The following is a 20,483-nucleotide window of genomic DNA, read 5'->3' as shown; positions in this document are numbered from 1 at the left end:
TCAGCGTTTGTTTTTCTAAATACCGAGATAGCGATGCCAGATCGCGTGGTCCGCATCAAGTGCGGCGGATGATCCTTGCCAGACAACCTGGCCACGCTCCAGGATGGTGTGGCGACTGGCCAGCGGAAGCAGCTTTTCGACATACTTGTCGATGACCAGAACACTCTGCCCCTCATCGCGCAGGCAGGCAAGGCAAGCCCATATTTCCTCGCGGATGAGAGGTGCCAATCCTTCGGTCGCCTCATCAAGAATGAGCAGCCGCGGATTGGTCACCAATGCCCGGCCGATTGCCAGCATTTGCTGCTCGCCGCCGGAGAGCTGGTTACCGAGATTCCTCGCTCTTTCCTTGAGCCGAGGAAACAATTCGTAGATTCGGGCGGGAGTCCACGCGGCCGCCGAATGCCGGCGATTGGCAAAAAAAGCCACCAGATGCTCGTCGACCGTAAGATTCGGAAAACACTGCCGCCCCTCGGGTACCAGGGCAATACCGGCCCGTCCAATACGGTCGGGGCGCCAGCCGACAATACTTTGGCCGGCAAAGCGAATCTCGCCCGCCTTGCATGGCACGAAGCCACACAGCGTGCGCAAGGTTGTCGTCTTGCCCATCCCGTTGCGCCCGAGCAAGGTCACGACCTCCCCCTCATCCATCGTCAAATCGATGCCGAACAAAACCTGGCTGGCGCCGTAGGCAACCTCAAGTGCGCCAATCTCAAGCAGTTTGCTCACAGGTGATCTCCCAGATATGCCCGACGAACAGCAGGATCGGCGCGAACTTCGTCTGGCGTACCGGTGCAGATCAATTCACCGTTAACCAATACGGAAATGCGATCGGCAAGCCGAAAAACCGCATCCATATCGTGCTCGACAAGCAAGATCGTCACATGGCGAGCAAGATGCTCGATCAATTCGACCATGCGTGACGACTCTTCCGGCCCAGTTCCGGCCATCGGCTCATCGAGCAATAACAACTGGGGTCGAGTCGCCAGCGCCATGGCCAACTCCAGTGCCCGCTGATCACCATGCGAGAGTTGGCCGGCCATCACCATCTTTTTGGGGATCAGGCCGACTTGCTGCAGATAGTTTTCTGCCTCATCGAACAATGCGCGCTCGTTTCGTACCGGCTGCCAAAAACGGAAACTGCTCCCGGTGTCAGCCCTGCCCTGAACCGCAAGTTGTACGTTATCCAGCACACTCAGGCCGAGGAATACATTGGTGATCTGGTAGGAACGAGCCATGCCGGCAGCAACACGCTGGTGCATGGCGTGCCTTGTGACCTCACGACCGGCGAAATGAATACTCCCCGAATCAGCGTGCAAAGCACCGGAGACATGATGGATAAAAGTTGTTTTACCCGCTCCGTTAGGGCCAATCAGGGCATGCACTTCACCCGCCGTGACATTGAAATCGACCGCTTTCAATACCTCGATGGCAGCAAAGCGCCGTGATAACCGGCGTACCTCAAGCAAAGGCTCAGTCATGTGGCCTCGCAAAAAGTGCGGCCACGCCTTTGGGTGCAAAAAGCACAATGCCGAGCAAGAGCAATCCCAAAATGATATGCCAGTGCTCCGTCACTCCAACCAACCCCTCCTCCAGCACCAGCAAGACTCCAGCCCCCACGACGCCACCATACAGATAGCCAACGCCGCCAATAATCACCATCACAAGCAAAGTGCCGGACTGAACCCATTGCAACAGATTCGGACTGGCCAGCCCGGTCTGGTTGGCCAGCAGGGCGCCGGCCAGACCGGCCAGGGCACCACCCAAAGCAAAGCAGACCAGACGATAACGAAAAACTGGATAGCCGAGCGCTTCCATTCGCGTTTCATTTTCCCGGATCGCCTGCACAACACGCCCAAACCGGGCTTCAGCCAAGCGCTGGAACAAAAACATCACCAACGCCAGGGCAGCAAGTGCGACATAGAATAAGGAAGCGTCGCCTGACAGGCTGAAACCGGCGATCGACACGCGCCCACCCAGCGACAAACCATCATCGCCGCCGAGAACGGCAGCGGAAACGAAAAGGTAGTACGCCATCTGGGCAAAAGCCAGGGTGATCATGATGAAGTAGACGCCCCGGGTACGCAGACTGATACTGCCAACCAGCAGTGCAAATAGACCGGCGACGCCCATGGCCAGGGGAAATACCAGCAGACCTTCGCTAATCCCCGCCTGCAGGCATAATGCCGCAACATAAGCGCCGGTCCCGAAGAAGGCGGCGTGGCCAAGAGACACCATGCCACCAAAGCCCAGCACCAGATTGAGGCTGGTCGCTGCCAACGCAAAAACAAGCATGCGTGTAGCGAAACCGATGTAGAACGCCTGATCAAGCGCAGTCAGAATAGTCGGCAAAACCAGCAGGATCAGCAAGGTGACCAGGGATGCGTTTTTTTGCCAACGGGCAGGACGATAAAAAGCCATTTATGCACGCGCCGGAAAGAGGCCCTGCGGTTTGAAAAAAAGAATGGCGGCCATCAGCAAGTAAATCAAAATCGAGGCGATGGCCGGACCGAGCGTCGAAGCGGCCTCGGCAGGCAGTGCCGCACGTAGCAGCAAGGGCAAAAGTGCCCGCCCCAGCGTGTCGACCGTGCCAACGATCAAGCTACCGACGAGCGCCCCGCGAATTGACCCGATGCCGCCAATGATGATCACGACAAAAGCCAGAATCAGAACTCCCTCACCCATCCCGACCTGAACCGCCAACAAGGGCCCGAGCAAGCCCCCCGCCAAGGCACAAAGCCCGGCACCGAAGGCAAAGACTGCAGTAAACAAACGACGCACATTAATGCCCAGTGCTTCCGTCATTTCCCGATTGGAGGCACCGGCTCTGACCCACATGCCGATACGGCTTTTGGCAACCAGCAAGTAAAGCAATCCGGAAACAGCCAGCCCAAAAGCAATCAATACCAGGCGATACGCGGGGTAAAAGAAGCCAGCGATCTCGACAGGTCCGGATAAAGCATCCGGTGGATTGAGCATGACGGGCTGAGCCCCCCAGATCATGCGTACAGCCTCATTGGCAATCAGAATCAGGGCGAAAGTGGCCAGCACCTGGGACAAATGATCACGCTTGTAAAGCTGGCGAAACAAGGCCAGTTCGAGCAACAAGCCAATCACGGCAGTTGCACCAACCCCGCACCCCAGCCCGATCCAGAATGAATCCGCCGCCTGGGCACAAGCGGCCACCAGATAGGCTCCGATCATGTACAGCGACCCATGGGCCAGATTGATACAGTCCATGATGCCGAAAACCAGCGTCAAGCCGGCGGCAAGAAGAAACAGCATCAGGCCGAATTGCAGGCCATTGAGGGCCTGCTCAAGGAAAAGCTGGGTCATGTCAGGAGAAAAAAACAAGGAATAGGCTTAAGGCAGTTCCCCTCCGTGGCACAGAGGGGAAAATCAAACGTGCCTTAACAACGAACGATGGCAGTACTCAACATCCTGCGATGATGAGCTTCAGGAATACATCATTTCATCTTGCACTGCGTCGCGTAAGCATCCGCATGATTGCTGAAAATGGTGCCGATCGTCTTGTTCGTGACACGGCCCTGAGCATCCTTGCCGATGGCACGCAGATAGTAATTTTGTACAGGGTAGTGATTATTGTTGAACTTGAAATCACCCCGGACTGATTTGAAACGCTTGGCTTCCAGCGCCTTCTGCAAAGTAGCCTTGTCTTCGACATTGCCCTTCACATCCCTTACCGCCGAATCGATCATGAAGGCAGCGTCGTAACCCTGCGACGCATAGAGCGAAGGCAGGCGGCCATATTCACGCTGGAAATCGGCAACAAACCGCTTGTTTTCAGCATTGTCCATATCGTGCGCCCAATGCGACGAGTTGAACATGCCCAGCATGGAATTACCCACCGCCTTGATGACATCTTCATCTGCCGAAAAACCCGGGGCGAACAACTGCGTATCGCGCGACAACCCTGCGGCAACAAATTGCTTCACAAAATTGATGCCCATGCCGCCCGGCAGGAAGAAAAACAGGGCATCCGGCTTTGCGGCTCGAATTTGAGCCAGTTCGGCCGCGTAATCAAGCTGACCCAGCTTGGTATAAATCTCATCGGCAACCTTGCCTTTGTAAAAACGCTTGAAACCGGAAACAGCGTCTTTACCGCCTGGGTAATTAGGCGTCACGATGATAACGTTCTTGTAACCTTTATCCTGCACAACCTTGCCCACGGCTTCGTGCAGATTGTCGTTTTGCCAGGCAACGTTAAAGAAAAATGGATTGCACTGATCACCGGCATATTGCGATGGACCCGCATTGGCCGAGATATAAAAAGTTTTGTTTTCGAAAACGGTCGGACCGACAGCCAGCATGATGTTGGAGAAGACAATGCCGGTCATGAAATCGACCTTATCCCTCTTCAGCAACTTATCAGCAGCCTGCTTGGCAATATCCGGATTCTGCTGGTCATCGGCGACAAGCACTTCAGCAGGCAAATTCCCGAGCTTGCCATTGAGGTTTTTCATCGCCAGGTTGAACCCGTCACGGATATCGACCCCCAGACCGGCACCAGGACCAGAAAGCGTAGACACCAAGCCAACCTTGATCGAACTGGCTGCATGAACAGAACCAGCCAGCATCAAAGCAGCAGCAAGAGGAGTCAGGCGAAGCGACATTACAATCTCCAGTTTGGCGTAAAGCGGCTGATTGTAGCGCATGAAACAAGGCAATATCGAATATCGGAAACGACAGCGAACGACCACTCATGCATGCATCAGAATGGCACAGCCACAAAGCAAAAAGCCAACCCGGAGGTTGGCTAAACTGCTTGTTTCATTTTTCTTGGTCGGGGCGGCGGGATTCGAACTCGCGACCCCTTGCACCCCATGCAAGTGCGCTACCAGGCTGCGCTACGCCCCGACAAGCCGTACATTATACGGGAGAAACAAAAAGAATCAAAGCTGCAACAGCGCAATTATCGACTGCAACTCATCGCGCAAACTCTCCGAACCCTTTGCAAGCTCGGCTTTTTCACCCGAGCCAGCAGTTGCTGCAGGTCCTTCGTCCAGCCTGTTGCGAGCACCACTGATCGTAAAGCCCTGGTTATAGAGAAGCTCCCGGATTCTGCGTACGAGCAAGACCTCATGATGCTGGTAATAGCGCCGATTTCCTCGACGCTTGACCGGCTTCAATTGATTGAACTCCTGCTCCCAGTAGCGAAGCACGTGCGGCTTCACACCGCACAACTCACTGACTTCACCAATAGTGAAGTAGCGTTTTGCAGGAATCGGCGGCAGTTCGTCGCCAGATGGGGATTTAAGCCGCGGTTCCATCACAAGCCAGTTCAACGTCAGATTTCAGTTTTTGACTGGCATGAAACGTTACTACACGTCGTGCAGTAATTGGAATTTCCTGACCAGTCTTGGGGTTGCGTCCAGGACGTTGCGGTTTGTCACGCAACTGGAAATTGCCAAAGCCGGAAAGCTTCACGCCATCACCTGTTTCGAGTGCATTGCGGATTTCCTCAAAAAACGCTTCGACCATATCTTTGGCTTCGCGTTTATTGAGGCCAACCCTCTCGAAAAGCAGGTCAGCGAGTTCGGCTTTGGTGAGCGTCATCGTTGTTTTTTCCATCAGGCACGCAGTTGAGCACCGAATGCCCGTTCGAGACAAGACACCAGTTGCTGCATGGCAGCATCAACTTCCGAATCTAGCAAAGTGCGTTGAGTATCTTGCATAACTACCCGGAATGCAAGACTTTTCTTGTTTTCAGGCACCCCTTTGCCGACATAAACATCGAACAATTGAATATCCTGAACCAAGGGAGACAACTGCCCTTTCAGACCGTCCAGCAAAATTTGCAACTGAAGATTTTGATCTACGACGACGGCAAGATCGCGAATGACAGATGGGAATTTTGAGACTTCGGCATAAGCCGGGACATTGGCGGCCTTGACTGCGGAAAAGTCGAGCTCGAACAAGACTGGCGCAACCGGTAAATCGTATTTTTGCACCCACTCCGGATGCAACTCACCGAGGCAACCAATTTCTTTTCCATCAAGCCATACTTTAGCCGAACGCCCCGGATGGAGAGCCGGGTGCGATGTTTTCTCGAAGCGCAAGGTAGCAGGAGCAAGCAAAGCCTCCAAGTCACCTTTGACATCGTAAAAATCAACCTTGCGCGAATCAGCCCCCCAGCTTTCGGGCAAAGCGGTGCCATAGGCCAAACCAGCCAATTTCCAGGGCTGGTCAAAGCCCGCCACCGGCGAACCTGCTGCAACACGGTGAAAACTGCGTCCTGTTTCAAACAGGCGAACCCGATTTTGTTTGCGCTTGAGGTTGGTCTGCAAATTTGAAATCAAGCCTCCCAACAACGTCGACCGCATCACTGCCATCTGACTGGCAATCGGATTAGCCAGACGAATCAGGTCGGCCTCCTCGATTTTTGCAGCAAAATCAGCCTCCCAAGCCTGTTCGACGAAAGCAAAATTGATTACTTCCTGATAACCACGGTCGACCAGCACCTGACGTACGCGCGCAGCCGGGCGCTGTGCCTCGACTTGCACCATCATCGACATATTGCCGCGCGGTGCAGGCGAAGGAATGTTGTCATAGCCATGCAAACGAGCGATTTCTTCGATCAGATCTTCCTCGATCTCGATGTCGAAACGCCAGCTTGGCGGCGTAACCAGGAAATCGTCACCTTCGCGGACAAATGGCAGCCCAAGGCCGTTGAACAGCGTCGCAATTTGCTCGGGCGAGAACACCATGCCGATAACACTGGATGCACGCGCAGAACGCAGGCGGACCGGATTGCGCTCAGGCAAGCCTGCCTTGGCCTCTACCACCGGGCCAGCCGAGCCACCGCAGACGTCGATGATCAACTGGGTCGCGCGCTCAATGGCGCGGCGAGCACCGCCAAAATCGACACCACGCTCGAAACGATGGGAAGCATCGGAGCCGAAACCATACCGGCGCGCCCGACCGGCAATCGCCTTGGGAGCAAAAAAGGCAGATTCCAGGAACAACTCAGTCGTTTCCAGCGTGATGCCACTTTCCTCACCGCCCATGATGCCGGCCATGGCCAGCGGCTTGGTATCGTCGGCAATAACCAGAATATCCGCATCGATCGAAATGGTCTGCTCGTTCAGCAGCAGCAGCTTCTCTTCCGGCTGGGCCATACGAGCATGCACGGCGCCATCAAGCTTGGTGTTATCGAAAGCATGCAGCGGCTGACCAAGTTCGAGCATCACATAATTGGTGACATCAACCAGGGCAGAAATAGAGCGGATACCACTGCGCTCAAGGCGGCGTTTCATCCACTCCGGCGTCGGTGCCTTGGCATCGACATGCTTGAGAATGCGACCGTAGTAAAGCGGACAAGCGCTGGGCGCTTCAAGGATGACCGAACGCTGATCGGCGATGGTTGCAGCAACCTCAGGTACATTGATCAACTTGGCCTGTGCGCCGGCAATAGCCGCAACTTCACGCGCCACACCGGTCAACGACAGACAATCAGCCCGATTCGGGGTCAGCTTGAGCTCGAACTGCTGGTCATCCAGTTCGAGATACTGGCGGATCGATTGACCAACCGGGGCATCCACGGGCAAGACCAAAAGCCCGGAAGCCTCTTCGGCGATACCGAGTTCCTTGGCCGAGCAGAGCATGCCGGAGGACTCGATTCCGCGCACCTTGGCAATCTTGATGGTGAAATCGCCCGGCAACTTGGCACCAGGCAAAGCGCACGGCACACGCAAACCAACCGCAACGTTAGGGGCACCGCAGACAATGGTCGTTGGTTCGCCGCGGCCGGTATCAACCTTGCAGACATTCAGGCGGTCAGCATCAGGGTGCTTGACGACTTCGAGCACATGGCCGACGACAACGTCGTTAAATTGCGGCGCAACCGGTTCCAGGCCCTCGACTTCGAGGCCGGCCATGGTCAGCAGATGGGAAAGCGCCTCGCTCGACAGTTGGGTGTCGACAAGGGTACGCAGCCAGGATTCGGAGAATTTCATACGAATTGCCTCAGGAAACGGAGGTCACCTTCAAAAAAGAGGCGCAGGTCATTGACGCCGTAGCGCAGCATGGTCAGGCGATCCTGACCGAAGCCGAAAGCAAAACCGGTATATTTTTCCGGATCAATGCCACCCATGCGCAACACATCCGGATGCACCATGCCGCAACCGGCAATTTCCAGCCAGCGACCTTCGAGCGGGCCGCTCATGAAAGCGACGTCGATTTCGGCGGAGGGCTCGGTAAACGGGAAAAATGAAGGACGGAACCGAACCTTGAGGTCTTCGGTCTCGAAGAAACTTCTCAGGAAATCGGCAATGACGCCCTTGAGATCGGCAAAGGAAACGCCCTCCCCGACCCACAGGCCTTCGACTTGATTGAACATCGGCGAATGCGTCGCATCGGAATCGACGCGATAGACGCGGCCTGGCGCGATGATGCGGATTTCAGGCATTTTATCGAGTTGACCGTAGCGCTCGACATGCGCCTTCATGTAACGCGCCTGGATCGGGCTGGTATGCGTCCGCAGCAACACCTTGTCGGCTACTGTGCCATCCGGGTTCTGCAGGTAAAAAGTATCGTGCATTGAACGTGCCGGGTGATCCTCAGGCGTGTTCATTGCAGTGAAATTGAAAAAATCTTCCTCGATCTCGGGGCCGTCAGCCACTTCGAAACCGATGGAGCGAAACAGCGACTCGATACGTTCGAGGGTACGTGTAACCGGATGCAGACTACCGCGCGCTTCAGCGCGACCGGGCAGCGTGACATCAAGGGCCTCTTCAGCTAAGCGCATCATCAATGCAGCCATGCGAATTGCCTCGCGTTGAGTATTCAACGCGGTTTCTATAGCTGTTTTTGCGACATTTATCGCCGCACCAGCAATTTTTTTCTCTTCAGGCGGGAGTTTCCCCAAGCCCTTGAGAAGCTCGGTAATTTTTCCGCTCTTGCCGAGGAAACGGGCTTTCACCTGTTCCAGCGCATCCGGGTCTGAAGTAGCAACAAATGCCGATTGGGCTTCGCTAACGATTTGATCGAGAGTATCCATAAACTTTCACCAACAAAACCACCAACAAAACGCACATTTCAGTGAAGGCTCATATCGACGTAGCCGACGTAAAGCCACAAAGCGGCGGCCAAAACTAAAAAAGGAGGCTTGCGCCTCCTTTTTTTGATTACGCTTGAGCTCAGGCGCCGAGCTGTGCCTTGGCTTGAGCAGCCAGAGCAGCAAATGCCGGCTGATCGAAGACGGCCAGATCGGCCAGAACCTTGCGGTCAACTTCGATATTGGCTTTTTTCAGACCGTTCATGAAGGTGCTGTACTTCATGCCCAGCTCGCGAGCTGCTGCATTGATACGGGCGATCCACAGGGAACGGAACTGGCGCTTCCTTTGACGACGGTCACGGTACTGGTATTGACCGGCCTTCATCACCGCCTGTTTGGCAACACGATATACGTTCTTGCGACGACCGCGGTAACCCTTGGCCTGAACGAGAATCTTCTTGTGACGCGCGCGCGCCGTTACACCACGTTTAACTCTAGGCATCTTCTATCTCCTTATGCGTAGGGCATCATGGCGCGGACGGATGCGACGTCGCGCTCGTTAACTGCTGCGGAACCGCGCAGATGACGTTTAACTTTGGTGGTCTTCTTGGTCAGAATGTGACGCTTGAAGGCTTGACCGCGCTTGATGCTGCCACCGGCGCGAACGGAGAAACGCTTTTTGGCGCTGCTCTTGGTCTTCATTTTGGGCATTTAGATGCTCCTTAATGACATGCTGTCAGGTGGTTCCCGGCGGGAACGCTTGCTCTACCCGAAGGCACTTATAGGTACTGCTACAACTAATTACTTCTTTTTGGCCGGCCCAATGATCATGATCATCTGGCGCCCTTCCATCTTTGGCATCTGCTCGACCACACCAACTGCTTCGAGGTCGGCCTTGATACGTTCCAACTGGCGCATACCGAATTCCTGATGCGCCATTTCGCGGCCACGGAAGCGAAGGGTCACTTTGACCTTGTCTTCTTCTTCCAGGAAGCGCGTCATGTTCCTGAGCTTGATCTGGTAATCGTTTTCGTCGGTACCCGGGCGAAGTTTGATTTCCTTCACCTGCACCTGCTTCTGCTTCAACTTGGCTTCGTGAGCTCGCTTTTGTTCCTGATACTTGAACTTGCCGTAATCCATGATCCGGCAAACCGGCGGCTTGGCCATCGGTGCGATTTCTACGAGATCAACACCTGCTTCTTCTGCCATTTGCAGTGCAGCACGAATATTGACAATGCCGAGTTGTTCGCCTTCAGCGCCCTGGAGACGAATCTCCGGAACCGTGATTTCCTCGTTGAGGCGATGCGCCTTGTTCTGAGCTATGGTAAAACCCCCGAAAACAACAAAAATTAAGCCGTGCCACTCCGCGCAGCGACTTCTTCCTGAAGTCGCTTGATCAAGGCATCCACAGACATTTGTCCGAGATCCTGACCACCGCGAGTACGCACGGCTACCAGTCCGTCCGCTTTTTCCTTATCGCCCACAACGAGCTGATAAGGCAGCCGGTTCAAGCTATGTTCGCGGATTTTATAGGTAATCTTCTCGTTACGCAAATCCGACTCAACCCTGAAGCCCGCCTGGTGCAGCTTTTGTGCAATTTCCGCAGCGTAATCAGCCTGTTTTTCGGAAATATTCAGCACAACTGCCTGGGTCGGCGCCAACCACAGCGGCAGCGCGCCCGAGAAGTTCTCGATCAAAATACCGATGAAGCGCTCCAGCGAACCCAGGATTGCGCGGTGCAACATAACCGGGACTTTGCGCGTATCGTCGGCAGCAACATACTCCGCCCCGAGACGACCCGGCATGGAGAAGTCAACCTGCATGGTGCCGCACTGCCAGGAACGACCAATCGCATCCTTGATATGGAATTCGATCTTCGGACCATAAAAAGCGCCCTCGCCTGGCAATTCGGTCCACTCGAGCGCGGAAGCACGCAAGCCCTGGCGCAATGCATTTTCAGCCTTGTCCCACACCTCGTCGGAGCCAACACGACTCTCGGGACGCAAAGCCAGCTTGACGGCAACGTCATTGAAACCAAAATCGGCATAGACCTTCTTGACCAGCGCATTGAAGGCAGTCACTTCGGCCTCGATCTGATCTTCGGTACAGAAGATGTGACCATCATCCTGCACAAAGCCGCGCACGCGCATCAAACCATGCAGCGCGCCGGTCGGCTCGTTACGATGACACGAACCAAACTCACCGTAACGCAGCGGCAACTCGCGATAAGAACGCAGATCGGCATTGAATACCTGAACATGCCCCGGACAGTTCATCGGCTTGACCGCGTAATCGCGATTTTCCGACGAAGTTGTGAACATGTTGTCCTTGTAGTGCTCCCAGTGACCCGACTTTTCCCACAAGGTCTTGTCGAGAATCTGCGGACAACGCACTTCGTGATAGCCGTTGTTGCGATAAACGGCACGCATGTATTGCTCGATTTCCTGCCAAACCGCCCAACCCTTGGGATGCCAGAAAACCAGGCCCGGCGCTTCGTCCTGCATATGAAAGAGATCAAACTGCTTACCGAGACGACGATGGTCGCGCTTCTCAGCCTCTTCCAGCATATGCAGATAAGCCTCGAGATCTTCCTTTTTGGCCCAGGCCGTGCCATAAATGCGCTGCAATTGCTCGTTGCGATGATCACCGCGCCAGTAGGCGCCCGCCACCTTCATCAACTTAAAAACCTTGAGCTTGGCTGTAGTCGGCACATGCGGACCGCGACAGAGGTCAACAAAATCACCTTCGCGATAGAGCGAAACCTGTTGATCAGCCGGAATGGCGGCAATCAACTCGGCCTTGTACTTCTCTCCCTGATCAAGAAAGAATTTGACGGCATCGTCGCGCGCCCAAACTTCACGGCTAACCGGAATATCTTTCTTGGCGAGTTCAGCCATGCGCTTTTCGATCGCGGCCAGATCTTCCGGCGTGAACGGGCGCTTGTAGGCGAAGTCGTAGTAGAAGCCGTTCTCAATGACCGGACCAATCGTTACCTGGGCATCAGGAAAGAGTTGCTTGACGGCATACGCCAGCAAGTGCGCCGTCGAGTGACGAATCAGCTCAAGCCCCTCGGCATCGCGATCGGTGACGATAGCCAGATCAACATCGCGCTCGATCAGAAAAGAAGTATCGACCAGAACGCCATCAACCTTGCCCGCCAGTGCAACACGGGCCAGACCGGCACCGATGCTGGCAGCGACTTCGGCAATCGTGACCGCTTGCTCAAATGAACGAATGGAACCGTCGGGCAGTTTGATATTAGGCATGGCAGAACTCTGGACGAAAAAAAAGTGCGGGTATGAGCCGCACTTTTTTGATCAAACGAATGCAAACTCGATTATTAATTCTGAACAGCAAACAGGCTAGTTCGGAAAAACATCAAATTTGCTCCGTTAGGAATTTTGGTAGGCGGTATTGGAATCGAACCAACGACCTCCACGATGTCAACGTGGCGCTCTAACCAACTGAGCTAACCGCCTAAAGAGGTGCCCATTATAGACTTAATTTTCCGGACGTCAACATTTTTTTACCAAAGACACTGATTTAGTGCGGCACAACGAGGATTTGAATACGTCAGAGGGACAGAAAAAATCTGCCAGACGAACGCTAATTATCGGATAAACAATAGTTTTTTCACGTCACCCAGACAGTTGGCATTTGACGCATCAACAAACGGGACAGGTGGAGACCAAGGCAGTAATATTCGCCCCCTCACGTCAAAATACAGTTATCAGCCAGGAAAAAACCGTGGAATCCAGAATCACCGAACTCGAAATCAAGATCAGCTACACCGAAGACCTGGTCGACGAACTCAACCGTACCGTCTATCGGCAACAACAGCAGATCGATCTGCTGATCGCCCAGATCAGGGCGCTGCGCGAACAGGTTCAAACAGCTCAGCCCAACGAACATCAGCACAGCCTGCGCGACGAAATTCCGCCGCACTATTAATAATGGCGAACGAACAACGCGGCGCCCCGACCACAGTCATCTATCACGCCGACTGCCTTGATGGCTTTGGAGCCGCCTATGCGGCGGCATGCCAGCTTGACCCGTCAAGCCACTTCCGACCGATGCACCACGGTCAACCTTGGGAAATGGCCGAAATTGCCGGACATCGGGTTTTCATACTCGATTTCTCATTTCCCCGGGAAATACTCGAATCAATGGCCGCCATCGCTGCCTCGGTAACCCAGATCGATCATCACGGTACCGCCAGAAAACCGTGGGCCGATCTCCTGACTTGCGATGGAAACGGACTTGAAAGCTACCAGCACGACAAACTGCCGCTCATGCTGATTTTCGACCTGAACAAATCGGGCGCCCGCCTTGGCTGGGAATATTTCCATCCGGGCAAACCGCTGCCGCTGGCACTTCAGCATATAGAAGACCAGGATCTCTGGCGCTTCGCCCGGCCCGGAACACGCGCCTTTTGCCACGCCCTGCGCCTCCAGCCCTTCGATCTGGCGCACTGGTCTGCCTTGCTGGCCGAAATCGAGACGACAGAAAGCGCACGCTACGGTGAAATGTTGCTCGAAGGACGTGCCATCGAACATTTTTTCAACAAGGAAATCGATCTGCTGGCCAACAGTCACCTGGTCATGCCCGCCCGCCTGCGCGGCGAACCTGTCGATGTCTTGCAGGCGGTCCGTCACGGTCAACCGGTCATCAATAGCGAAAATCAGAGCTGGCATGCGTTGAGCGGCGTGGCGATCAACGCCAACGGGCTTTTTGCTTCCGAACTCGGCAACCGGCTGGCGGAAAAAACAGGCGGTTTTGCACTGATCTGGCAACTGGCCGGCGACGGTGATGCCAAGGTGTCACTGCGTTCAAAAGGCAGCCTTGATGTCGCCCGGATTGCCAGTCGTTACAACGGCGGAGGGCATCCGAATGCGGCAGGTTTCCGCCTGCCGCTTGCGCAATTTGTCACGGAAATACTCGGCCAGCCCTGAAGACCGACCGAGACATCAGGTCAGAATAAAGTTTCTGGCCTGCGGCGCTTCTCCCAGCACATCGGCACCGACCATTTCACAGACCGATAACTCGATGGTATGGCACATGGCATCGAGTGCCAGGTCATTGGGCTCGGTACCAAAAGGTTCCTCGATCTGTTCGCCGATAATTTCCAGCGCAAGAAAGGTGTAAGCGACAAAAGTGGCGATCAATGGTGTCAGCCAACCGATGCTGGTTGCCAGGCCAATCGGCAGCAACATGCAATAAACCATCACCGTACGCGTCATCAAGACACGATAGGTGTAGGGAATCGGCGTGCTGGCAATACGCTCGCAAGCACCGGATGTGTCACCCAGAACGGTCAGGGTTTTATCGATCGCCAGCCATTGCGTTTCAGTCAACGCACCTCGCCTGGCCGCATCGGCCAGCAAGTCACTCAAGGCACGAAGAATGATTTGCGGCTTGAAAGCAGCCTGATTGACTTGGGAAAGCAAAGGTTCATCAAGCCGCAGGGCAAGATCATGGCTCGCATCGGTTTGGCGCAACTGGTGTTTCAGTGCGAAGGCAAAGGCCGAAACGGCGCGGACAACTGGCAGCAAAAATACCGGTTTTTGACCGTCGACCGTGATACTCCCCACTTGACGAACGAGAGTGCGCGCAGCCACCAGCAAACCGCCCCACTGCTTGCGCGCCTCCCAGAAACGTTCGTAACTGACCGAGTTGCGAAAACCGAGGAAGATGGCCAGCGCCACGCCCATCAAGGTAAACGGCGGAATGCTCAAGGCTGAATCGGCATGCGCCCCCATCCACCACTCACGACTGAGTACGGCAAGGATGGAAACAAACAGGACCAGCAACAGGCGCCCGATGATGTCCGGCAGGACCGAGCCCCGCCAGACGAAAAGGAGTCGGAACCAATGGTGACGCGGACGGATGATCATGGCGCAGAAGCTCTGAACAGAATCAAAAAGGCCGCCAATCCCCGGATTGAAGCGGCCTCTGAAAATTACCATGCCAATCGCAATATGCGACTGGTGCCCAAGAAGGGACTCGAACCCCCACACCTTTCGGCGCCAGAACCTAAATCTGGTGCGTCTACCAATTTCGCCACTTGGGCAGGCGGCGCGGATTCTACCACTCAATCCGCTTCCACCCTATACTTGCGGCCCCATGCCCGTCGATCATTACGAAAACTTCCCCGTTGCCTCCCTGCTCGTGCCGCCGCGACTGCGTCGACCGATCGAGGTGATTTACCGTTTCGCCCGCAGCGCCGACGACATCGCCGATGAAGGCGACGCCACCGCCGGGCAGCGCCTGGCCGATCTCAAGGCCTACCACAGCGAACTGGACCGGATCGAAGCGGGCAGCCCGCCGCAAACGCCCTTGTTTGCCGATCTGGCCGACGTCATTCAGGCCCATCGATTACCGATTCAGCTATTTCGCGATCTGCTCGACGCCTTCGCTCAGGACGTGGTCAAGCAACGTTACGCCGACTACCCGGAGCTGCACGACTACTGCCGCCGCTCGGCCAATCCGGTCGGTCGCCTGGTGCTGCATCTTTTTGGCCGGACCGAAGCGGAACATCTGGAGCAATCGGACTGCATCTGTACCGCCTTGCAACTGATCAACTTCTGGCAGGATGTCGCGGTCGACTGGAAAAAAGACCGGGTTTACATTCCGCAAACCGATTTTCCGCATTTCAAGGTCAGTGAAGCCGATATCGCCGCCAGCCGCTGGTCGGCCAATTGGGCTGCGTTGATGGACTTTGAAATGGATCGGGCACAGGCCCTGATGCTGCGCGGAGCGCCGCTGGTTCATGCCCTGTCTGGCCGGCTCGGTTGGGAAATCCGCCTGACGATTCAAGGCGGCCTGCGTATTCTCGAACGCCTGCGCCAGGTGCGCGGCGATGTTTTCAACCGCCGGCCCAAGCTCGGCAAATGGGACTGGGTCGTACTTGCCGGCCGTTCCTTTAGAATGTAGCCCCATGAGTCCAGAACAGTATTGCCAGGAAAAGTGTGCCGCCAGCGGCTCCTCCTTCTATTACAGCTTCCTCTTCCTGCCGGTCGAGCGTCGCCGTGCCATCATGGCGCTCTACGCCTTCTGCCGCGAAGTGGACGATGTGGTCGATGAATGTCACGACATCTCGCTGGCCTCGACCAAGCTGGCCTGGTGGCGCCAGGAAGTCGAACGCGTCGCCGACGGCCAGCCGCAACACCCGGTTGGCCTGGCACTGAAAGAAGTCAGCAAGCAGTTCCACCTGCCGAAAGAGCAGTTGCTCGAAATTATCGACGGCATGGAAATGGACCTGCAGCAGTCGCGCTATCTCGACTTCAAGGGCCTGTCGCTCTACTGCTACCGGGTCGCCAGCGTGGTTGGCCTGCTCGCGGCCGAAATTTTCGGTTTCGAAGATCGCCAGACGCAAAAATACGCCCACGACCTGGGCATGGCTTTCCAGCTCACCAACATCATTCGCGACATCGGCGAAGATGCCCGGCGCGGCCGCATCTATATCCCGATGGATGAACTCAAGCAATTCAACGTGCCGGCCGCCGACATTCTCAACGGCAAGTATTCGGACAACTTCGTCGCGCTGATGAAGTTCCAGACCGAGCGTGCCGAAAAATACTACGCCCAGGCATTTGCCCAGTTACCCGCCGTCGACCGCAAGAATCAGCGCCCCGGCCTGATCATGGCAGCCATCTACCGCACCCTGCTCGACGAAATCAAGGCCGAGAATTTCCAGGTACTGCACCAGCGCATCGCACTGACCCCGGTTCGCAAAATCTGGATTGCCTGCAAGACCTGGATGTTTGCCTGATCGCCCGATGAAAATCGCCGTTATCGGTGGAGGCTGGTCCGGCCTCGCTGCGGCCGTTGAACTGACCGCCGGCGGTGCCGATACGACGCTGTTCGAAGCCGGCCGCAGACTCGGCGGGCGGGCCAGATCGATCCAGCTGGATGGCCGGACACTGGACAACGGCCAGCACATCCTGCTCGGCGCCTACAGCGAAACACTGGCCCTGATGCGCCGGGTCGGAGCCGACCCCGACCAGCTGTTCGACCGTCGCCCACTGCAAGTCACCGACAAGTGCGGTTTCAGCATGGCATTGCCCAAACTCCCTGCACCGCTCAACGTGGCGTGGGGACTATTCACCGCAAAAGGCGTCGGCCTGCGCGAAAAAATAAACACCGCCCTGTGGATGGAAGGTGTCAAGCAAAGAGGCTTTCAGGTCGATGCGCAGCAGACCGTGGCCGAATGGCTTGATGCTGCCGGCCAAACAGGCACCCTGCGCCAGCACCTTTGGGGGCCACTCTGTCTTGCCGCACTGAATACCACGGTCGACCGCGCTTCAGCCCAGCTTTTTGCCAATGTGTTACGCGACAGCCTGGGCAGTTCACGCCGCGCCGATACTGATTTGCTGCTGCCACGCGTACCGTTTGGCGAACTCCTGCCCGAACCGGCCGAATGCTGGTTACGCAGTCGGGGAGCCAGCCTGCGTACCGGTTGTCGCGTCGAATCGATCCTGGCCGACAACAGCGGCATCACGCTTGATGGTGAACATTTTTCCGCCGTCATCCTGGCCACGGCACCGCAACACGCTGCCCGCCTCTGGCCGGCGATCGATGCTCACTACGATTACGAGCCGATTGCCACGGTCTACCTGCAATTCCGGCCGGAAACGAAACTGCCCTTTCCCCTGCAAAGCTTGAATGGAAAATGCGGCCAATGGGTCGTGGACCGCGGCAATGGCCTGTTCGCCTGCGTACAAAGCGGCCAGGGCGACTGGACACAACTCGATGACACGACGCTCGCTGCGCAATTGCAGTCCGAACTAGGGCTGGGTGAGCCGGCCAGCTGGTTCAGGGTAGTGCGTGAAAAACGCGCTACTTTTTCATGCCGACCGGGCATCACGCGCCCGGCCTGTGCAAGCTCGCATCCCTTGCTGTTTCTGGCGGGCGACTACACCTGGGCAGAATATCCGGCCACCCTCGAAGGCGCAGTGCGCAGCGGCTTGCGCGCTGCCCGCCAGGCATTGAGCCTGTAGGGCCTAGCCTGAAAAGCGCTGGCCGCCAGAATCGGATCAGCGCTGACCGATACGGCTGCGGCGACGCCAGCAAGCCGGTATTTCAAGATTCGACACATCCGCCATTTCGTCGGAAAAAATCTCCCGGGCACGAGCCAGACGCTCCTGCTCGCCTTCGGCCACACCGGCGATCTGATCAAACCATTTTTGCAGTGTTTTCATTTTGCTTGCTCCTAGCCATGAATCGGATGGTGAAGATTGCGTTTTTCGACAGCGCAAACTGCTGTTGGAAGCAGAATATCCGAATACTGTATAAATGTACAGTATTCGGATATTTAACGACGCTGAGTTAACCTTGGCACTGTTATCAACCATGGGAGAACGCGCATGAATCAAGGAAAGACCCACTGGTTGCCGGATGCCGGAACGGTTGCCTGCTATGCCGGACGAAGCAGCAAGACGATCCGCAATGTCCGCGTTGTGGCCGAAGCCTGCGGTGGCCGGATGGTCGTCGAAGCGATCGGACGTCAGGGTGTTGCGGTGCGACTGACAGTCAAACAGGAAAACCTGGCGCCGCTTCAGCCCAGCCTGTTCGACTAGAGCGGGTGATCGGCCAAGCAACGAACGCACTGCCAATGCGTTAATATCCGCGCCCATGAAGATTGAAGTTCGCCGCACCAAACAGTTCCTGCCCATCGCGCGCCTTGGCCTGGCCGGTCTCGCCCTGCTGATCGCCGCCTGCGCGTCGAAGCCGCCGGTGGCTTACCGCACCGAATCGTTCGATGCCGAATCGCCCTTCCAGTTTCACAGCGACCAGCCTTACACCATCGTTTGCGAACAGGGCAAACGTGCCTTGCTCAGCCAGGGCTATGAAGTCGAAACGATGAATGCGCAGACGATACGCGGCGCCAAGTTCTTTCAGCCGCAAGCGGATCAGCAGCTGCAACTGAAGATCAGCCTCGTCTGCCTGGGCAGCCGCAAGGGGGCGACCATCTACGCCAATGCGCTGCAAACGCGTTATGAATTGAAATCGAGCGGCACCAGCACCGGCCTCAGCGTAGCCGGCATCGGCTCGGTTTCGCTGCCCTGGCCGACAGACAAGGGCACGCTGGTCAAAGTTGGCGAAGAAACCGTGACGGACCCGGCGTTCTACCAGCGTCTGTTTGTCCTGATCGAGTCGCTCGACGACGTCACCGAACCGCCCGCCACTGAAAAATCAGAGAAGTAGACCGCCACCCTGAATCCGCAGCGTCCGCGTGCAGCGAGCGGCGATCGCCTCATCATGGGTAACCAGAATCAGGGTCGTGCCCTGCCGGGCGTTCAGTTCGAACATCAGGTCGATGATTTGCTGCCCCGTTGCCGCATCGAGATTGCCGGTCGGTTCATCGGCCAGCACCAGCCTCGGCGAAGGGGCAAAAGCACGGGCCAGCGCGACACGCTGCTGCTCACCGCCTGACAAGTGTTTCGGGTAATGCTTCAGGCGATGCACCAGCCCCACCTTTTCCAGCCATTCGCGCGCTGTCGCGGTCGACGTCTTCAAACCGGCCAATTCGAGCGGCAACATCACATTTTCCAGCGCATTGAGAGCCGGCAACAACTGGAATGACTGAAAAACAAAACCGAGCAACTTGCCGCGCTGAACTGCCCGGGCATCTTCATCAAGCGCCGCCAGTGACAGGCCATCGAGACGAATCTCGCCCGCTGACGGCACGTCCAGGCCGGCCAGCAAACCCAGCAAAGTCGACTTGCCTGACCCCGAAGCCCCAACAATGGCCACCGTTTCGCCCGGCATGACCGAAAAGGAAATATCCTGCAAAATGGTCAGCGGCGTACCGCCGTTATCGACGGTCTTGCCCAGCCCAACGACTTCAACGACTGGTTCCTTTTCCATGCGGCTTGCCCTTTTCCTGTTCGTCCTGCTGTTCTCCGCCCTGCCGGCCATGGCCGCCAAAAATATTCTCGTCATGGGCGACTCGCTGTCGGCTGGCTACGGCATTCGACCGGAACAAGCCTGGCCTTCCCTGCTGGCCAGACGCCTGACCGAGCAAGGCTCCGATTATAGCGTCGTCAATCTGTCGATTTCCGGTGAAACCTCCGCCGGCGGACTTTCCCGCCTCACACCCGCGCTCCAGCAGCACAAACCAGCCGTGGTGATCATTGCGCTGGGAGCCAATGATGGTTTGCGCGGTCTGCCGCTCAGCCAGATGCAAGACAACCTGGGCAAGATGGTTGATGCCTCACACCGCGCCGGAGCGCGTATTTTGCTGGTCGGCATGCGCCTGCCTCCGAATTACGGCATCTATGCCCAGCAGTTCCAGCACAGTTTCGATCAACTGGCGCAAAGCCGAAAAACAGCCCTGCTGCCCTTCCTGCTTGAGCCAGTCGCCGCACAAAACACGCTTTTCCAGGCCGACAACCTGCACCCGACCGCCGAAGCACAACCCCTGCTGCTGAATCATCTCTGGCCGACCTTGCGCCCCTTGTTAAAATAG

The 20,483-nt window shown here is 56.3% G+C and carries 24 protein-coding genes and 3 tRNA genes; 8 read left to right on the top strand and 19 right to left on the bottom strand.

What is annotated here, in order from left to right; genetic code table 11:
- Positions 1–15: 15 nt before the first annotated feature.
- The 15 genes from KI614_RS07240 to KI614_RS07170 all read right to left on the bottom strand — a co-directional run bounded on the left by KI614_RS07240 (position 16) and on the right by KI614_RS07170 (position 12,492).
- On the bottom strand, positions 16–726 hold the full coding sequence (locus tag KI614_RS07240; RefSeq protein ID WP_226408904.1) for an ABC transporter ATP-binding protein: 711 nt from the start codon (positions 724–726) through the stop codon (positions 16–18).
- Complete coding sequence (locus KI614_RS07235) at positions 723–1,478, bottom strand: ABC transporter ATP-binding protein (protein ID WP_226408902.1); 756 nt, start codon at positions 1,476–1,478, stop codon at positions 723–725. Before KI614_RS07235 ends, KI614_RS07240 begins: the two co-directional genes overlap by 4 nt.
- Positions 1,471–2,418 (bottom strand): branched-chain amino acid ABC transporter permease, encoded by a 948-nt coding sequence (locus tag KI614_RS07230; protein ID WP_226408900.1) that lies wholly within the window; start codon positions 2,416–2,418, stop codon positions 1,471–1,473. Before KI614_RS07230 ends, KI614_RS07235 begins: the two co-directional genes overlap by 8 nt.
- The gene (locus KI614_RS07225) at positions 2,419–3,333 is read right to left on the bottom strand and encodes a branched-chain amino acid ABC transporter permease (protein ID WP_226408898.1); all 915 of its coding nucleotides are present in this window, start codon (positions 3,331–3,333) and stop codon (positions 2,419–2,421) included.
- A gap of 131 nt (positions 3,334–3,464) precedes the next feature.
- Positions 3,465–4,631 carry an ABC transporter substrate-binding protein gene (locus tag KI614_RS07220; protein WP_226408896.1) on the bottom strand — a complete coding sequence of 389 codons (1,167 nt, stop codon included), beginning with the start codon at positions 4,629–4,631 and terminating at the stop codon, positions 3,465–3,467.
- 167 nt (positions 4,632–4,798) lie between these two features.
- Positions 4,799–4,875: transfer RNA gene (locus tag KI614_RS07215), tRNA-Pro, on the bottom strand.
- A gap of 35 nt (positions 4,876–4,910) precedes the next feature.
- Positions 4,911–5,288, bottom strand: coding sequence for a MerR family transcriptional regulator (locus KI614_RS07210; RefSeq protein ID WP_226408894.1), 378 nt, complete (start codon positions 5,286–5,288; stop codon positions 4,911–4,913).
- Positions 5,272–5,574 carry an integration host factor subunit alpha gene (locus KI614_RS07205; protein WP_203466420.1) on the bottom strand — a complete coding sequence of 101 codons (303 nt, stop codon included), beginning with the start codon at positions 5,572–5,574 and terminating at the stop codon, positions 5,272–5,274. The genes KI614_RS07210 and KI614_RS07205 overlap by 17 nt, the downstream gene beginning before the upstream one ends.
- Positions 5,575–5,588: 14 nt before the next feature.
- Positions 5,589–7,973, bottom strand: coding sequence for a phenylalanine--tRNA ligase subunit beta (gene pheT / locus KI614_RS07200; protein WP_226408892.1), 2,385 nt, complete (start codon positions 7,971–7,973; stop codon positions 5,589–5,591).
- On the bottom strand, positions 7,970–9,016 hold the full coding sequence (gene pheS, locus KI614_RS07195; protein WP_226408890.1) for a phenylalanine--tRNA ligase subunit alpha: 1,047 nt from the start codon (positions 9,014–9,016) through the stop codon (positions 7,970–7,972). Before pheS ends, pheT begins: the two co-directional genes overlap by 4 nt.
- A 139-nt stretch (positions 9,017–9,155) precedes the next feature.
- Positions 9,156–9,515, bottom strand: coding sequence for a 50S ribosomal protein L20 (gene rplT, locus KI614_RS07190; protein ID WP_203466417.1), 360 nt, complete (start codon positions 9,513–9,515; stop codon positions 9,156–9,158).
- An 11-nt stretch (positions 9,516–9,526) separates the two neighbouring features.
- A complete protein-coding gene (gene rpmI, locus KI614_RS07185) occupies positions 9,527–9,724 on the bottom strand; it encodes a 50S ribosomal protein L35 (RefSeq protein ID WP_203466416.1) in 198 nt (65 codons plus the stop codon).
- A 90-nt stretch (positions 9,725–9,814) separates the two neighbouring features.
- Positions 9,815–10,336, bottom strand: a complete 522-nt coding sequence (infC, locus tag KI614_RS07180) for a translation initiation factor IF-3 (protein WP_203469348.1) — start codon at positions 10,334–10,336, stop codon at positions 9,815–9,817.
- A gap of 26 nt (positions 10,337–10,362) precedes the next feature.
- Positions 10,363–12,279, bottom strand: coding sequence for a threonine--tRNA ligase (gene thrS / locus KI614_RS07175; protein ID WP_226408888.1), 1,917 nt, complete (start codon positions 12,277–12,279; stop codon positions 10,363–10,365).
- A gap of 136 nt (positions 12,280–12,415) precedes the next feature.
- A tRNA-Val gene (locus KI614_RS07170) sits at positions 12,416–12,492 on the bottom strand.
- Between the two features lie 268 nt (positions 12,493–12,760).
- On the opposite strand from KI614_RS07170, the gene KI614_RS07165 reads away from it, so the two are divergent.
- Positions 12,761–12,964: a SlyX family protein gene (locus KI614_RS07165; RefSeq protein WP_203466414.1), complete on the top strand. Its 204-nt coding sequence runs from the start codon at positions 12,761–12,763 to the stop codon at positions 12,962–12,964.
- A gap of 2 nt (positions 12,965–12,966) precedes the next feature.
- On the top strand, positions 12,967–13,965 hold the full coding sequence (locus tag KI614_RS07160; RefSeq protein ID WP_226408886.1) for a DHHA1 domain-containing protein: 999 nt from the start codon (positions 12,967–12,969) through the stop codon (positions 13,963–13,965).
- Between the two features lie 15 nt (positions 13,966–13,980).
- Here KI614_RS07160 and KI614_RS07155 read toward each other — a convergent pair whose 3' ends face one another.
- Together KI614_RS07155 and KI614_RS07150 are read right to left on the bottom strand one after the other, a co-directional pair.
- Positions 13,981–14,907, bottom strand: coding sequence for a bestrophin family protein (locus KI614_RS07155; RefSeq protein WP_226408884.1), 927 nt, complete (start codon positions 14,905–14,907; stop codon positions 13,981–13,983).
- 91 nt (positions 14,908–14,998) lie between these two features.
- Positions 14,999–15,083 (bottom strand) — tRNA-Leu (locus KI614_RS07150).
- 53 nt (positions 15,084–15,136) lie between these two features.
- Here KI614_RS07150 and hpnC point away from each other — a divergent pair.
- From hpnC to hpnE, 3 genes are read left to right on the top strand one after another with little or no spacing between them, the layout of a single operon-like run.
- A complete protein-coding gene (hpnC, locus tag KI614_RS07145) occupies positions 15,137–15,946 on the top strand; it encodes a squalene synthase HpnC (RefSeq protein ID WP_226408882.1) in 810 nt (269 codons plus the stop codon).
- A 4-nt stretch (positions 15,947–15,950) separates the two neighbouring features.
- A complete protein-coding gene (hpnD, locus tag KI614_RS07140; protein ID WP_226408880.1) occupies positions 15,951–16,784 on the top strand; it encodes a presqualene diphosphate synthase HpnD in 834 nt (277 codons plus the stop codon).
- 7 nt (positions 16,785–16,791) lie between these two features.
- Positions 16,792–18,012 carry a hydroxysqualene dehydroxylase HpnE gene (hpnE, locus tag KI614_RS07135; RefSeq protein WP_226408877.1) on the top strand — a complete coding sequence of 407 codons (1,221 nt, stop codon included), beginning with the start codon at positions 16,792–16,794 and terminating at the stop codon, positions 18,010–18,012.
- Between the two features lie 36 nt (positions 18,013–18,048).
- Here hpnE and KI614_RS07130 read toward each other — a convergent pair whose 3' ends face one another.
- Positions 18,049–18,213 (bottom strand): hypothetical protein, encoded by a 165-nt coding sequence (locus KI614_RS07130; protein ID WP_226408875.1) that lies wholly within the window; start codon positions 18,211–18,213, stop codon positions 18,049–18,051.
- Between the two features lie 165 nt (positions 18,214–18,378).
- Between KI614_RS07130 and KI614_RS07125 the strand changes: the two genes are divergently transcribed.
- Together KI614_RS07125 and KI614_RS07120 are read left to right on the top strand one after the other, a co-directional pair.
- Complete coding sequence (locus KI614_RS07125; RefSeq protein WP_226408873.1) at positions 18,379–18,591, top strand: hypothetical protein; 213 nt, start codon at positions 18,379–18,381, stop codon at positions 18,589–18,591.
- A 55-nt stretch (positions 18,592–18,646) separates the two neighbouring features.
- Positions 18,647–19,219, top strand: coding sequence for a DUF2242 domain-containing protein (locus tag KI614_RS07120; RefSeq protein WP_226408871.1), 573 nt, complete (start codon positions 18,647–18,649; stop codon positions 19,217–19,219).
- On the opposite strand, the gene KI614_RS07115 is transcribed toward KI614_RS07120, so the two are convergent.
- Positions 19,208–19,882, bottom strand: coding sequence for an ABC transporter ATP-binding protein (locus tag KI614_RS07115; RefSeq protein ID WP_226408869.1), 675 nt, complete (start codon positions 19,880–19,882; stop codon positions 19,208–19,210). The two genes, KI614_RS07120 and KI614_RS07115, sit on opposite strands and share 12 nt — an antisense overlap.
- Between KI614_RS07115 and KI614_RS07110 the strand changes: the two genes are divergently transcribed.
- Entirely contained in the window at positions 19,881–20,483 is a 603-nt protein-coding gene (locus KI614_RS07110; RefSeq protein ID WP_226408867.1) for an arylesterase, read from the top strand. The two genes, KI614_RS07115 and KI614_RS07110, sit on opposite strands and share 2 nt — an antisense overlap.

This window comes from Dechloromonas denitrificans, assembly GCF_020510665.1.
GTDB lineage: Bacteria > Pseudomonadota > Gammaproteobacteria > Burkholderiales > Rhodocyclaceae > Azonexus > Azonexus denitrificans_B.
Note: the sequence above shows the minus strand (reverse complement) of the source record. Positions and strands in the feature narration are given on the sequence as shown.